At 54.3% G+C, this 14,244-nt stretch carries 14 protein-coding genes; 8 read left to right on the forward strand and 6 right to left on the reverse strand.

Features of this window, described 5'->3' with window-relative positions; all coding sequences use genetic code 11:
- Positions 1 to 85: 85 nt before the first annotated feature.
- Positions 86 to 1,120, reverse strand: a complete 1,035-nt coding sequence (locus ACLD72_RS21860) for a nitroreductase family protein (RefSeq protein ID WP_411002025.1) — start codon at positions 1,118 to 1,120, stop codon at positions 86 to 88.
- Between the two features lie 225 nt (positions 1,121 to 1,345).
- On the opposite strand from ACLD72_RS21860, the gene ACLD72_RS21865 reads away from it, so the two are divergent.
- The gene (locus ACLD72_RS21865; protein WP_397334036.1) at positions 1,346 to 2,041 is read left to right on the forward strand and encodes a L,D-transpeptidase family protein; all 696 of its coding nucleotides are present in this window, start codon (positions 1,346 to 1,348) and stop codon (positions 2,039 to 2,041) included.
- Between the two features lie 69 nt (positions 2,042 to 2,110).
- Here ACLD72_RS21865 and ACLD72_RS21870 read toward each other — a convergent pair whose 3' ends face one another.
- Positions 2,111 to 3,157, reverse strand: coding sequence for an HD-GYP domain-containing protein (locus ACLD72_RS21870; protein WP_411002026.1), 1,047 nt, complete (start codon positions 3,155 to 3,157; stop codon positions 2,111 to 2,113).
- Positions 3,158 to 3,285: 128 nt separating this feature from the next.
- Positions 3,286 to 3,432 (reverse strand): hypothetical protein, encoded by a 147-nt coding sequence (locus ACLD72_RS21875; protein WP_411002027.1) that lies wholly within the window; start codon positions 3,430 to 3,432, stop codon positions 3,286 to 3,288.
- Between the two features lie 280 nt (positions 3,433 to 3,712).
- On the opposite strand from ACLD72_RS21875, the gene ACLD72_RS21880 reads away from it, so the two are divergent.
- Genes ACLD72_RS21880 through ACLD72_RS21895 form a run of 4 tightly spaced genes read left to right on the forward strand, consistent with a single transcriptional unit; the run spans position 3,713 to position 7,858 of the window.
- The gene (locus tag ACLD72_RS21880) at positions 3,713 to 5,308 is read left to right on the forward strand and encodes a spore germination protein (protein ID WP_411002028.1); all 1,596 of its coding nucleotides are present in this window, start codon (positions 3,713 to 3,715) and stop codon (positions 5,306 to 5,308) included.
- A 6-nt stretch (positions 5,309 to 5,314) separates the two neighbouring features.
- Positions 5,315 to 6,499, forward strand: coding sequence for a Ger(x)C family spore germination protein (locus tag ACLD72_RS21885; protein ID WP_411002029.1), 1,185 nt, complete (start codon positions 5,315 to 5,317; stop codon positions 6,497 to 6,499).
- A 12-nt stretch (positions 6,500 to 6,511) separates the two neighbouring features.
- The gene (locus ACLD72_RS21890) at positions 6,512 to 6,730 is read left to right on the forward strand and encodes a hypothetical protein (RefSeq protein ID WP_411002030.1); all 219 of its coding nucleotides are present in this window, start codon (positions 6,512 to 6,514) and stop codon (positions 6,728 to 6,730) included.
- Between the two features lie 21 nt (positions 6,731 to 6,751).
- Positions 6,752 to 7,858, forward strand: coding sequence for a GerAB/ArcD/ProY family transporter (locus ACLD72_RS21895; RefSeq protein WP_411002031.1), 1,107 nt, complete (start codon positions 6,752 to 6,754; stop codon positions 7,856 to 7,858).
- Positions 7,859 to 7,866: 8 nt separating this feature from the next.
- Here the strand turns inward: ACLD72_RS21895 and ACLD72_RS21900 are convergent, their stop codons facing one another.
- Entirely contained in the window at positions 7,867 to 8,646 is a 780-nt protein-coding gene (locus ACLD72_RS21900) for an ABC transporter ATP-binding protein (protein ID WP_411002032.1), read from the reverse strand.
- A gap of 185 nt (positions 8,647 to 8,831) precedes the next feature.
- Between ACLD72_RS21900 and ACLD72_RS21905 the strand changes: the two genes are divergently transcribed.
- On the forward strand, positions 8,832 to 9,689 hold the full coding sequence (locus ACLD72_RS21905) for a GNAT family N-acetyltransferase (RefSeq protein WP_411002033.1): 858 nt from the start codon (positions 8,832 to 8,834) through the stop codon (positions 9,687 to 9,689).
- Between the two features lie 366 nt (positions 9,690 to 10,055).
- Here the strand turns inward: ACLD72_RS21905 and ACLD72_RS21910 are convergent, their stop codons facing one another.
- Complete coding sequence (locus ACLD72_RS21910; protein WP_411002034.1) at positions 10,056 to 11,804, reverse strand: ABC transporter ATP-binding protein; 1,749 nt, start codon at positions 11,802 to 11,804, stop codon at positions 10,056 to 10,058.
- A 197-nt stretch (positions 11,805 to 12,001) separates the two neighbouring features.
- Between ACLD72_RS21910 and ACLD72_RS21915 the strand changes: the two genes are divergently transcribed.
- Together ACLD72_RS21915 and ACLD72_RS21920 are read left to right on the forward strand one after the other, a co-directional pair.
- Positions 12,002 to 12,865, forward strand: a complete 864-nt coding sequence (locus ACLD72_RS21915; protein ID WP_411002035.1) for a class I SAM-dependent methyltransferase — start codon at positions 12,002 to 12,004, stop codon at positions 12,863 to 12,865.
- 6 nt (positions 12,866 to 12,871) lie between these two features.
- A complete protein-coding gene (locus tag ACLD72_RS21920; protein ID WP_411002063.1) occupies positions 12,872 to 13,636 on the forward strand; it encodes an RluA family pseudouridine synthase in 765 nt (254 codons plus the stop codon).
- A gap of 149 nt (positions 13,637 to 13,785) precedes the next feature.
- Here ACLD72_RS21920 and ACLD72_RS21925 read toward each other — a convergent pair whose 3' ends face one another.
- Positions 13,786 to 14,196, reverse strand: coding sequence for a MarR family winged helix-turn-helix transcriptional regulator (locus tag ACLD72_RS21925; RefSeq protein ID WP_411002064.1), 411 nt, complete (start codon positions 14,194 to 14,196; stop codon positions 13,786 to 13,788).
- Positions 14,197 to 14,244 lie beyond the last annotated feature (48 nt).

Genomic DNA, 14,244 nt, shown 5'->3' on the forward strand with positions numbered 1-14,244 from the left:
ACGGCTCTCCTGTCCGTTAGAAATAAAAATGGTGTCTGTTCAGGCAAATAAGGTCGTTCATGTCCGTTAGCCTTCGGCTTCACCTTTATCCCGGCAATTCAAACCGGATCTCTACAGGCTCGGCGGCGGATGGAGCTTGCGGTATCCCTCCAGATATCCCCAGCTCCAGCGCCGCCGCAATCCGCTCCAGCGGTTTGACGCCAAAGCCCCGGCGCCGTTCCGGATCGTAGATCCACTCGGGTCTGGTCCGGCGTACACCCCAATTTTTCGACTTGGCCAGCAGTTGAAAGTTCTGCACCAGACAGCACGCCGCGGCAAAGTCCTCTTCCCGCTTGTGCGCATCCGCCTCTTCTTTCACCACAACGAGGAGGCAAGCTGGCGCTGGGCCCGAAACAACCGCTTGTGCATGGGCGCCGGTCATCCCGCCAGTCACAAAAATAAACCGCCAAGGCTCTCTTAACCGGTCATTCGGCGCCCAAACGGCATCGTTCAGCACTTCCAGAATGTTCTGCTCGGAAAACGGGGGCTGAAACTCCCTCTCAGGAGGCGCGTCACCAAGGCGAACGGCGGTCCATTTCTGCTCCGCCGGTGTTCTTTTCCGCGCCCTTGGAGCTTTATCGAAATAACCCATATGTAAAATGCCCGCGAATCTTTCGCCTTCCCGTAAACCTATTTCCGTAAAAAACAGTTCGCTTTGAAACAGCGGATCCGTATCCCACAACATGCCCAAACCGAGCTCCCAGCCCAGCAATTGAAAATTTTGCATGATGCCGCAGGCTGCCGCGTAATTTTCGTCGCTTTCCTGCTCGTCGGCTCCTGGTTCCGCCACAACGATCAGGTGCCCCGGGATATCCGCCACCCTCCTGCTCAGGATATCCAGCATTTTGGGAGGAATCAGCTTGCCGAACATGCTCTCTCTCGTTTTGGCCAGCATGCACTCCACCAGGCGCCGGCGCGACTCCGGTGTTCCGATGTAAACGCAGCGCCACCGGGGATTACCGTCAGATTCATACAGCTCCGCCGCCTGCTTTAAAAGGGACTCCACAAGTTCCCGGGAAACCGGGGAGACGTTGAAATTCCGGATCGTTCTGCGCTCCCGGATCGTTTTTGAAGAAATCATAGTTATACCCCTTTCAAATATTGTTTATAAGTAAACAATATGAAGACTTTTAATTAGATGCTGAATAGTCGATAACAATTGATCAATATAGTTTACTTATAAACTAAAATATCACATTTTTCCCGATCCGGCAAAAATCTTCTTACAGTAAGACCCGCATAATCCCGGTGCTCCCCGCTAACACTATTAACGGTTTTTATCAACATTAATGGTGAGTAAACTACGATGATAAACAAAACATTGTTCATGCGGGCTGCCATTTTGACATGGCTGCTTGGCTTCGCGGCTGCTTGCCATGCCGGACCCGCCGGGGCCGATCCCTCGCTCCCCATCATCAAGGAGGAGGGGGTGTATTCGTTGGAGATCTATCCCCGGCAGCATCGGTTAATCGTCAAAGTCCAAGGCCACAAGTACAAAACTTATCTCGTTGCCGTGGGCAACCCGTCCACGCCGACCCCTGTCGGCGAGTACCGGATTTCGTATAAAGGAAGGGATTGGGGACCGGCATTTGGTCCCAGATGGCTTGGGCTTAACGTTCCTTGGGGATACTACGGGATCCATGGCACGAACCGCCCCGACTCCATCGGCCGCCACCTCAGCCACGGCTGCATCCGGATGCGCAACCGAGACGTGCTCGAGCTTTACGATCTGGTCCCGATCGGGACCAAGGTGACCATTTACGGCCATATCCTGGGGGATGCCTGGGAGAATCCGCGGGATTTGGCGGAAGGTGATGTGGGGGGAGACGTGCAGCTGATTCAATCCCGCTTAAAAAGCGCCGGATATTTCCAAGGGGTGTGCAACGGCCGGTTTCGCGCCGACACGGCGGCGGCTTTGCGACAGTTTCAGCGGGATCACAACTTGATCCAGAACGGCGTTGTTTCCAGGAAGGTATACCAGGCCTTGGGATTATGGGAATAAAGGGGACAACCGGGGATAAAAACAAGGCTGCCGCTGGCGTTCCAGGGCAGCCTTTGTAAGTATGCTTGTTTAGATGAATACCTGTTCCAGTTCTATCGACCGTTCTTTCGATAAATCGCGGAAGCGCTCCTCATCGATCCGCACCAGCGGTTTAAAAATGTCCGCCGGATTGTTCCACACGATCGTGACGGTCTCTCCGTTGCTCAGCCGGGCTTTTTTGCCGATGAAATTAGGCAGCAGGTGGCGGGTCAACGCCTGCACTGCTTTTTCGTTCAGCTTCCCGAAACCAAGCTCGTAAGTTTTACGCAGCACGGTCAATAGATCTTGCCGCGAGCGGCTTCCGTCCGGCGCGGTCATCCCGACGAACACGTCGGCCACCGCCACGATTTCCGCATACGGGTGAATTTCCGCTTTTCCCAGGTTTTGAGGATAACCCGTGCCATCCTCCCGCTCATGGTGCTGAAGCGCTACCAATGCCGTCTTCTCTTCACCCATCGAATTCCGGATAATCTCATAACCATACGACGTATGGCGCTGCAATTCCTCCAGATCCTCCCCGGTCAGATCATGCTCGCGGTTGCGGAGCGACTGCCGAACCCGGCTTTTGCCGATATCATGCAGATATCCTGCTCTGCTGATCTCATAACATTCCTCGGCAGAATACCCAAGCCAGGTGGCTATGTAATATGACAACAAACCAACCTGCAACGAATGGTTATAAATATTTACATCGTCTTCGGTAAATGCAATAAGCAGCGAAACGACATCTTTATTGCGGTCAAGCACCTCGAGCATCGGCTCCAAATGCTGGTCGACCAGCGATTGGTTGAACTTGCCTGTAGTCAGCGCTTCAAGGAAAATCGATTGGAAACCTTTCAGCGTAAAATCGAAGTTGTCCTTGATCCGCTCTTTTATATCGGTTTGTTCGCTTTCAGGCTCGGATGCTTCGCTGCCGCGCGTCTCGATATCGACATAGTCGATGCTTTGGCGGATCAGAAGCGCAATTTCCTCCGTACGAATGCTCGTTCCTTTGGGAAGAACATGCAGCCCGGCCCGATTAAACACATCCGTTCTGAGCCGATCGCCTTCCAGAAGCTCCATGACGTGAATTCTCATTTTATTTTATCCCCTTCTTTTCCCCGCGACTCATGAAACGCCGATTAATTAACTTAATTACCTTTAATATCGATCGTGAATAACATTTCATAAATAGTGCTTTAGGAGGGATTTATGAGAAAAGACTGCTATGACTGTTCCTTTTTCCAGGGCGGATCCCCGTAGCGGCGGAATGCCCGGTTGACGGTATAAACTCCCCAGGGAATCGCCGCCGAAAGGACCGCGCACACCCACACCTTCATGGACGGCAAACGGTCCAGCACAAAGTGCCACATCCTCCATTTCCCCTTCCTTATTTCGTCTCGATCGTTGAGCCGAAAATCCGCACTTTGACCCGTGTCTCCAGCTCAATATCAGCCTGCGAAAAATAGTTTCCCCCCGGTCCCAATCGTTTTGGATTTTTTCCACGCCACGGGCTACTCTTACTTTAAATAGGTCCCAAGACCGATGACGTCCGACTTATACCCAAACTGAACTTCGGCCGGTCAGAATATTTTTCCTTTCTCAAGCAAATCTTAATAGGCAAAATCCGGCTTTAGGAAGGAGGAAACGTTCATGCCGTTTTGGAGAAAATTCCTGCGCACAATTCACGCCGGGAACGGAAAAGCCGCCGGAAATCCGGCAAGAGATCAAGGCGGGCCGGCGGCAAACGGGATGGCTTTAACCGGCAGTCTGGCGATCCGGCTCGCCTGGCTTAAGGAAGAGCTGAAAAACAGCTCGGATATTATCTACCGTGAGTTCGTGATCAGTACCGGTCAACGCTGCGTGCTCATCTACGTCCGCGGAATGATTGCCCAGGAAACGGCCCAGCACTACATTGTCAGAAGCCTGCAGCGGGAATCCGCGCAATTGCAGGATAGGAACATCTATCAATTCCTGTTCGAAGACGAAGGCCTCACCGTTTCCCAAACCAGTGTTATCAAAGATCTGAACCAAGGCATAAATGCCGTCTTGGACGCCGGGGCTCTGCTTTTGATCGATGGAGATGCGCGAATGCTGACCTTTTCCATCTCCTCATACCCCACCCGTTCCATTGAGGAGACGCCCAATGAGTCGGTCATCCGCGGGCCGAGGGAAGCGTTTATCGAGGATCTGGAGAAAAATCTGACCTTGCTGCGCAGACGGATCAAGCACAAAAATTTCAAAACGCAGGCTATCACTACGGGGCGGTACACGCAAACCGATATCGTGCTTGCTTACGTTGAGGGCTTATGCAAACCCGAACTGGTCAAAGAAGTGCAGCGGCGCCTGTCGTATCTCAAAATGGATGGTGTCCTCAGCTCTTCCTATGTGGAGGAATGTATAGAAGACAACCCCTACTCTCCCTTCCCGCAATTGCAATACACGGAGAGGCCCGACGTCGTCAGCGCCGCGCTGATCGAAGGCAGGATCGCGATTCTCGTCAACGGGTCGCCCATGGTGCTGATGGCCCCGGTCACGTTTCCAATGCTGCTGCAATCGGCCGAAGACTATTACCAACGGTATGTGGCGGCGAACTGGATTCGCTGGATCCGTTATTTTTTCGTACTGGTGTCTTTGCTGCTTCCGTCGCTTTATATTGCCATTACGACGTTCCACCCGGAGATGATCCCGGCCCAGCTGCTGATTGCCGTAGCTTCCTCCCGGGAAATCGTCCCCTTCCCGGCGCTGCTCGAAGCATTTGCGATGGAACTGGCCTTTGAAGCGTTGCGCGAAGCTTCGATCCGGATCCCCAAGTCGATCGGACAAGCCGTCTCCATTATCGGGGCGCTGATCATCGGCACCGCCGCCGTACAAGCAGGCATCGCCTCCGCGGCCATGGTCATTATTGTCTCTCTTACCGGGATCGCTTCTTTTATCATTCCGCACTTTGATCTGGGGCTCTCTTTCCGGCTGCTTAGGTTCCCCATCATGATCCTGGCCTCGTTGTTCGGGCTTTACGGCATCGCTTGCGGGATGATCCTGATCTACATTCATTTGGTGAACCTGCGATCCTTCGGCATTCCGTACATGTCGTCCATCGCACCGCTGGTTACCGAAGATCTGGCCGATACGCTCCTCAGAGTGCCCTGGTGGAAAATGTACAAACGGCCCGTTCAAATCGCGGATCAAGAAGTTCGGCAACAAAACAATTCCCGCGGCTGGGAATCGGAAAAAAGTGAACTGGAGTGAACAAAAATGCGCAGAGCGATATATACCGCCGCGCTGGTGGTCCTGCTTTTGACAGGCGTTGGCGGTTGCTGGTCTTCGCAAGAGCTGAACAACCGCGCGTTTGCGAATGCCGTTCTCATCGATTTGACCGAGGACGGAGAGATCGAGCTGTCCATCGGGTTTCCGCTGCCCAACCGCATGATCCCGGCGCAAGCCGGCGGTTCGGGACAACCCACAGGCAGTCCGTACACTTTTGTCACCAAACGGGCAAACAATATCAGCCAGGCTTTGCGGTTGATTCAGGTCGATCTTTCGAGAAATATTTCCTTCGGTCAAACGCGCTCCATCATCGTCGGCAGGAGACTTGCGGAACAAGGGCTCGACAGGGTCGTGGAGTTCGTTTTCCGCCAGCCCTCCTTTCGCCTGAGCGCCAATCTGTTCGTAACGCCCAATAAAGTAACGGAGATCACGAGAATTCCGTTGGTGTTTGAAAGAGTCATCGGCGATATTTTGCGAAAATACATCAACAACCATTTCACCTTGGATACGACGGTAAAGGACTATAAGCTCGCGTTGTACCAGGGCGGAGACATTCTTATTCCTTTGCTGACTTTCGGGCAGCAGCCCGAGATCGCCGTGGAGGATCCTAAAAAAGACCGCTGGATGGGTACGGGAGGCGCAGCGATTTTTAGCGGCGGAAAAATGACGAAAACGGTGCTTTCCGTAAAAGATTTAAGAGGCGCACTCTGGATCAGCTCACAGCTCAGCACCACCACCATCACCATCGCTTCCCCAAGCGACGGCAAAGAAATCAGCTGTTTCATAGAAGGGATCAAAACAAGCATCAAGCCTAACGTCAAAGACGGGAACGTCTCTTTTCAAATTACCAGCAGCGCGAGAGCTTTCGTGCAGACCTCCATGTCGGAAATCGATTTGAAGGATCCGGCCGTCATTCAGCAGGTGGAAGTCAATTTGCAAAAAGATGTGGAAGAACGGTTGAATAAGGTGCTCGAAAATACGCGCAAAGCCCGTTCCGACGCGTTTCTGATGAGTCAATATCTCGATTGGAGATACCCGAAAATATGGCGAAGCATGCGGCCGCACTGGAAAGAATATTACGCGGAAGAAATGCCGATCGAGGTTAAAGTCAATATCCTGCTGAACCGCACCGGCGGCGTGTACCGTTCGGTGGTTCAAGAAACCCATATATAGTGAGGAAACGCGATGATCTGGATCGGAACGATATATGTGATTATTATGCTGTTCGATTGGTTTGGGCAGCGCAAAAAGCAGGTAAAGCTTAAAACCCGCCTGCTTGTGCTGCTCATCTCGCTTTGTTTTTTCGCTTGCGCAGAAGTGTTGTTTCTGTTGAAAGAACGTTGGAATGTGCCGATGTTTATTCAATATGTCAGGGAGTCCATCCAACATTGGATGTTTGGATAATTGCTACAGGGGGCTAATCTCATGCTAAAAAACATAACCTCTTCTCAAGTTTATTCGCTTTATAATTTACAGATTTTCACCACCGTCATCGCTTTTTTCATCGGGATTATGATCGCGGGCAGCAAGTACTCCACTCCCGTTGCCACTTTGATTGGAGGCCTTCTGGCGCTGATGCTGGTATACCCTGCCTATAAGGTCGGGGCTTCGCGTCCCGGCGAATTCCTCGTGCAATACGGCGGCGAGCTTGTCGGCCGGCCTTTGCATTACTGCTTCATCCTTTACATCGTGCTGGTCCATATCCTTCTCGCTGCGCTAAGTCTGAGGGAACTAGCCGATTATTTGCTTTCCGAGTATTTGATCGACACTCCCGGTTGGGCCGTTGTGGGCATCTTTGGCATTTGCGTCGCTTATGCCGTGCGCTGCGGATTATATACGATTTTCCTTGCAGCCGAAGGAATATTCCTCGTCACCGCGCTGGCCTTCCTGTCCATCCCGCTGATCGGGTTTCAGGAAATGGAGGTGGATATGTTCATCGCGCTGGCGACCCATTTAACATTAAAGGATTTGTGGGACGGCATCTATGAGACCGTGTCCATTTTCGGTGAGCTGGCCTTCCTGTTTTTGCTGTTTCCTTATTTGAGAAAACCAAAAAAAGTTTACCGGACCTATTTTTTCATCACCTGTACGTCACTTGCGATCATCATTACGCATGTTATCCCCGTCCTGCTTACCTTCGGCCCGAGTCTGGGAGCCAATCTGATATACCCCGATATGGAGTTGGTGCGCTTCATCCGCGTTGGATCCTTCATCGACACGATGGACCCGATTCTGATCATTCTTTGGCTGACGAGCATTTTCGTTAAAATCTCGTTTATTGTGTTTACGGCGGTAACCTGCTTGTCTCAGCTGACCGGCGTGAATGACCATAAGCCCTTTACGCTGCCTGTGGTCGCCTTTATTTTGGTGTTCTCCATCTGCATCGTAAGAACCCCGCCCGAATTAACTCGTTTTCTGTCCGACGACTGGCCTGCGCTGATGATCTTTGCCGAATTTCTGATTCCGTTTGTTTATTGGATGGCGGGGATCGCGCGCGGCTCGATCAAGAAAGCAAAAGCCGAAGGGCATTAACCCGGCTTCTATTTTCTCGACAACCAGGCCCGCTCCTGGTTCCAGCTCAAGCTGACCGGAATTTCAAAAAAGTCGGACAAAAGGGGCTCGGTCAACACATCCCGGCTGTCGCCTTGCTTAAACACTTCGCCCCGGCGCAGCAGCAGGGTCTTGCTGAAAATCGGCAAAATTTCCTCCGTATGGTGGGTTACATACAGCATGTGCGGCGCCTTCGGTTCGGCGGCCAATTGCGTTATGCTCTCCAGCAGTCCTTCCTTGGAAATAAAATCAAGCCCGTTCGTCGCTTCATCCAAAATCAGCAGCTTGGGCGAGGCCATCAGCGCCCGGGCGATGAGCAGCTTCTGCTGCTCGCCCTGGGAGCAGGTTTGGTAAGCGCGGCCGCGCAGATGACTGCAGCGCAGCTGTTCCATGAACGCCGCGGCGCGGTCGTAGTCCTCGGCCCCGGGCTTCTCGTACAGGCCGATCGAGGCGTATTTGCCGCTGACGACCAGGTCCTCGGCTTTTTGACCGCCGTGCAGCTTCTCCTGCAGCGATGAGCTCACCCATCCGATCGATTTGCGCAGCACTCTTAAGTCGACCTCGCCAAACCGCTGTCCCAACACGCTGATCGTTCCGGACGACGGCCACAGGTAACCGCTGATCATGTTAAGCAGCGTCGTTTTCCCGGAGCCGTTTAAGCCCAGCAGAGCCCAATGCTCGCCTTCCCCGATCGTCCAATCCACTCCGTTCAAAATCATTTTCCCTTCCCGCTGCCAGGTCACTTGCTTCATTTCGATGATCGACTTCATATATGAGTTCCTCCCGAGTTGGTTTACAGTACTCTCAAGCTACTCTCGCGAGGAAGGTTTGTCAAGCTCCGCGCCGGCGGACGGCTGCGGAATACGGATTCGCCGGCGTAGGGAAATTCGGCATTAGTTCGTGCCTATTTTGCTGAAATCAGCTAGAATACTAGCGAAGGGAAGTGAGATTTAATTTGACTCATACATTTACATGGGCCGATGTTGCAGCGCTACAAAAAGCCGTTGAACAGCAAGATGGTATTTCTTTAAAGCTAAACTGGGACACATTGCTTGCGGGCAAAGAAGACGACGGTGTGCACTTGGCCGATTTCAGGGACGGGAAGCTTGTGGCTTTTCTCGGAAAATATTCGTTTGGCGGCAGTCTGGAAATTTGCGGCATGGTGCATCCGGATTACCGCAGGCAAGGCATTTTTACGAGTTTGCTGCAACAAGCCCTGGATACGCCGACACGGCAAGCCCACGCGAAAATTTTGCTCAATGCCCCGGGCGGTTCGGAAACCGGCAAGCGGTTCCTGGACGGTGTGAGCTGCCGCCTTGCCTTCAGCGAGTATCAAATGAGGCTGGAAGCCCCCGAATTTGCCGGGGAACACGCCGCTCACACCAATGACGCCGATGTTGTCTCGATCTCGCTCGAACCGGCCGGAGAAGCCGATAAAGCGGTGTTACAGCGACTTGATAGCGAAGGGTTCAAGATGGAGCCGGAAGAGACCCGGCGCTTTTATGAGGAGATGTCCCCCGCGGAATTGGCCCAAAACGAGCTGATTTTACTGGGCGGAGAGCCGGCCGGGAAAATCCGGGTTTCCCGCCATGATGGGGAAGCGTGGATTTATGGGTTCGTCGTTGATGCGAAGCTGCGCGGCCAGGGCATCGGCAGCGCAGCCTTGCGCCAGGTCATCAAACGGGAACGGGCTGCCGGTTACGATGTTTGGCTCGAAGTTGCCCTGGACAACCCAAACGCCAAAAAGCTCTACGAAAACGCCGGCTTCCGCGCCCAGCGGTCCCAGGATTATTACGAGTACGGGCGTAAATAGCTGAAATCGGAAAATCCGCCAAAGCAATTAGCTCTGGCGGATTTTTGCTGGGGGGCACTATGCCTGTCTGTCGCTGTCTGCCGCTGTCTGTCGCTGTCTCTCCCTGTCTCCCCGGAAATAACGGTAAATTGTGGCGCTAATTTTGAGTTTTTGCCCCGCGCTCGCAAATAGCGGAACTTTTAGTACCTATTTCTGCCAACAAGCAAGGAAATACACCTCTTTGCTCGCATTTTCCAAACATAGCGGTAAAAAAGTCCCCTATTATAACAAACTTCTCTTTTTAGAGAAAATAAAGCCGTTTTTTACCGCTATTTCTGCGGCCTCCGCAAAAATGCAGGCGCAGCGCAGCCCCCTGGCGGGGCTTCGTCAACCACGAGAAGCCGCCGAAGCCGAGGCGTTGATCTCCCCGAACTGCGCTCGGTGCAGCCGGCTGTAATGGCCGCCGGCGGCGATCAGCTCGTCATGGCGTCCCTGCTCCGAAATGCCCTCCTCCGTCACCACGACGATGCGGTCGGCATTTTTGATCGTCGCCAGCCGGTGCGCGATGACCAGCGTTGTCCGGCCCGCCGACAGTTCGGCCAGCGACTGCTGGATCGCCAGCTCGGTTTCGGTGTCGAGCGCCGACGTCGCCTCGTCAAGGATCAGGATCGGCGGATTTTTCAGAAACATCCGGGCGATCGCGAGCCGTTGTTTTTGTCCGCCGGACAGCTTCACCCCGCGCTCGCCGATCACGGTGTCCATGCCCTCCGGCTGCGCCAAAATAAATTCCTCCAATTGGGCTCGCCGGGCCGCTTCCCAAATTTCCTCCTCGCTCGCCCCCAGCTTGCCGTAAGCAATATTCTCCCGAATCGTGCCGGAGAACAGGTACACTTCCTGCTGCACGATCCCGATGTTGCGGCGCAGCGAGGCAAGGCTAAGGCTGCGGATATCTTTGCCGTCGACCGTGACCCTTCCTCCGTCTACTTCATAGAAACGCGGCAGCAGGCTGCAAAGCGTTGTTTTGCCCGCGCCTGACGGCCCGACGAAGGCGATCGTCTCCCCGGCCCGGATGGACAGGCTGACGCCATCCAGCACCTTATCCTTCCCCTCATAGCCGAAGGAGACGCGTTCGAATTCGATGTCGCCCCTCAGCTTCCCGGCATCCGCCGCATCCGGAGCGTCCGCCACGTCTGGAGCGGTGTCTATGATTTCCACATACCGCTTGAACCCGGCGATGCCTTTCGGATAACTTTCGATGATGGCGTTGATTTTTTCGATCGGCCGGATAAATACGTTGGCAAGCAGCAGAAAACCGACGAATTCGCCGTAGGACAGCTCGCCGCGGATGACGAACAAGGTGCCGCAGACCATCACGAACAAAGAAACGAGCCGCATCAGCATATAGTTGACCGACAAGCTGCCGGCCATGATTTTGTAAGCCCGCAGTTTGGTCGCGCGATAAGCCAGGTTGTTACCGTTGAACAGCGCCTTCTCATGTTCTTCGTTGGCAAACGCCTGAACCACGCGGATACCTCCGATATTTTCCTCCACCCGGGAATTGAAATCGGCCAAGGCCGAAAACAACCCGCGGTACGTTTTGGTCATTTTCCCGTTGAAATAAAGCGCCGCCCAGACGAGCACCGGTACGACCAGAATCGTTAGCACCGCCAGCTTCCAGTTGATTGTCAGCATGAGCAGGAACGAGCCGACCAGCGTCATCCCGGCGATAAACAGGTCCTCCGGACCGTGGTGGGCCACTTCCCCGATATTGTCCAAGTCGTTGGAAATACGCGACATCAGGTGCCCGGTTTTATGATTGTCGAAAAAGCGGAAGGACAGCTTTTGCAGGTGGTCGAACATTTTTTTGCGCATATTCGTTTCGATGTTGACCCCGAGCATATGCCCCCAGTACGTCACGATGTAGTTCAGCACGGTGTTGAGCACGTAGATCCCTAGCAGCGCTGCGGAAGCCCATACGATCAGGGACCAGTTTTTCCCCGGAAGCAGCTTGTCAACGAACTGGTTCACGGCGATCGGAAACCCCAGCTCCAGCAGCCCCGCCACAACCGCGCAGGTGAAATCCAGCAGGAACAGCTTTTTATATGGCTTGTAGTACGAAAAAAAACGTCGAAGCATCTTTCTCTCTCCCCTATCCATTTCGGCGCTTGGAAAAAAGACTATCATAAATATCCGCTAAAATGAAGAAGTTTTCATGGATGCTGGCATGGGAATAGAAAAATAAGGTACAATAACTACCGGATCAACCGTATTAAGGACAAGTTTCCCAGGAGGGAAAGCCGCGGAAGCTGGCGGCGGAAGGAAGGATCGTAACTATGTACGTAGCAGATGACTGGAAAGATTACGAAGTGATGGATACCGGGAACGGGGAAAAGCTGGAGCGCTGGGGAGACGTGATTTTGCGCCGTCCCGATCCGCAAATCATTTGGCCGATCGAGAGTGAGGACAAACGGTGGCGCGACGTGCACGGCCATTATCACCGCAGCTCCTCCGGCGGCGGCCAATGGGAAATGAAGAAGCAAATTCCCGACCGCTGGACTGTTTCCTACGACCGGCTGAAATTTTATATTCGCCCCACCAACTTTAAACATACCGGACTGTTCCCGGAACAAGCGGCCAACTGGCGCTGGATGATGGACAAGATCGCTGCAGCGGGCCGGCCGATTTCGGTGCTCAACCTGTTTGCTTACACCGGGGGCGCATCGGTCGCGGCCGCTTCCGCCGGCGCATCGGTCGTCCACGTCGACGCGGCCAAAGGCATGGTGCAGTGGGCCAAGGAAAATCTGGCGCTCTCCGGCCTCGGCGACCGGCCGGTCCGCTTCATGACGGACGACGTGTTCAAGTTCGTGCAGCGGGAGCAGCGGCGCGGCAACCGCTATGACGCGATCATCATGGACCCGCCGTCCTACGGACGAGGCCCAGGCGGCGAGATGTGGAAGCTGGAGCAAAGCTTGTACCCGTTTGTGGAATCGTGCCTGTCGATTTTATCGGACACACCGCTGTTTTTCCTGATCAACTCTTATACGACCGGGATATCGCCAACCGTGTTGCACAACATGTTATCAATGACCGTGAAGCGCCGGTTCGGCGGGCGGATTTCCGCCGGGGAGCTGGGCCTGCCGATCACCGCATCCGGGCTGCATCTGCCCTGCGGCATTCTCGGGCGCTGGGAGGAGTAAACGATGATGAATGCCGGAGCAAAACGGACGACGGGACAGCCGGAGATGGCCATCCTGTTCGAGGACAACCATCTGCTCGGGATCGAAAAGCCGGTGAACGTGCCGACCCAAGAGGATGCCAGCGGCGACCCTGATCTCCTGAACCTGCTGAAGGAGGATCTCAAACGCCGCTACCAGAAGCCCGGCAACGTCTACCTGGGGCTGGTGCACCGGCTGGACCGTCCCGTCGGCGGCGCGATGATCTTCGCCAAGACGTCGAAAGCGGCCTCGCGGCTGGCCGAAGCGGTGCGCAGCCGCCGCTTCAGCAAAACGTACGTGGCCGTCGTGCACGGCGCTCCGCCGCAGCGCCAGGGGCGCCTGACCGACACGCTGCTGAAGGACGAGCGCACCAATACAGTGTCCGTCGTTCCGGCCGGGACGCCGGGCGGCAAAGAGGCGCGGCTCGACTATAAAGTGCTCGGCGTAGCGGCCGAGGAGCGCCTCAGTCTGGTGCAGGTGGAGCTGCACACCGGCAGGCCGCATCAGATCCGCGTGCAATTGGGCCGGATCGGCTGCCCGCTGTACGGCGACCAGAAATACGGTGCGGCCCTGAACAAACCGGGCCAGCAAATCGCCTTGTGGTCGCTGTACGTAGGTTTTCCGCATCCGGTCGGCAAGCAGCCCGTCGACCTGATCTCGCTGCCTCCCCGCCAATTTCCCTGGCAGCTGTGGGAGGAGCGCATATATACCAATCTGGCGGCGATGCTCCAAGCGGGGGAAAACGGTTTTTGAGGTTTGGACGGCAACAACAAGACGGCGGGATGTTTGGATTACCGGAAATCCAAACATCCCGCCTCTATTTGGTTTACTCCTCGATTTGCTCCTCGATTTGCTCCTCGGTTCGAGCCTTGGTTCCCGCCTGATTTGCCGCCGTTTCGCCGTTACTTTGTTCCGGCAATTTTCCCCAATAAATAAACAAGCAGTTGCTGATTGTGAGTCGAAATACGATCAAGCACGCCGCTTAAATATTCGTTCCTTACGGATACGCCGCGCTCAACCTCTTGCTGTCCTTTTTCCGTGATCGATATCCATACGTTGCGCCGGTCATGTTCATCGCGGTCGCGCCGGATCAATTCGCCCCGTTCCATCCGATCCAGCAGCATCGTCACCGCCGCCGGCGTCGTTGATAAATGCGGAATCAAATCGGACGGCTTCAGATTGCCCTGCTGCTTGAGCAGCTCCAGCACGTTCAATTGCGACATCGTCAGCGTCGGAGCCAGTTCCTCCTCCATATGGTCCTGATAATCCTTCACGATGAGACCCAGCAATCTGGCAAATTCAGCGGTATGCAATCCTATCCCTCCCTGCTTCACATCATAAAATAGATTCGCCTTCAAAAG

This window comes from Paenibacillus lacisediminis (assembly GCF_046567315.2).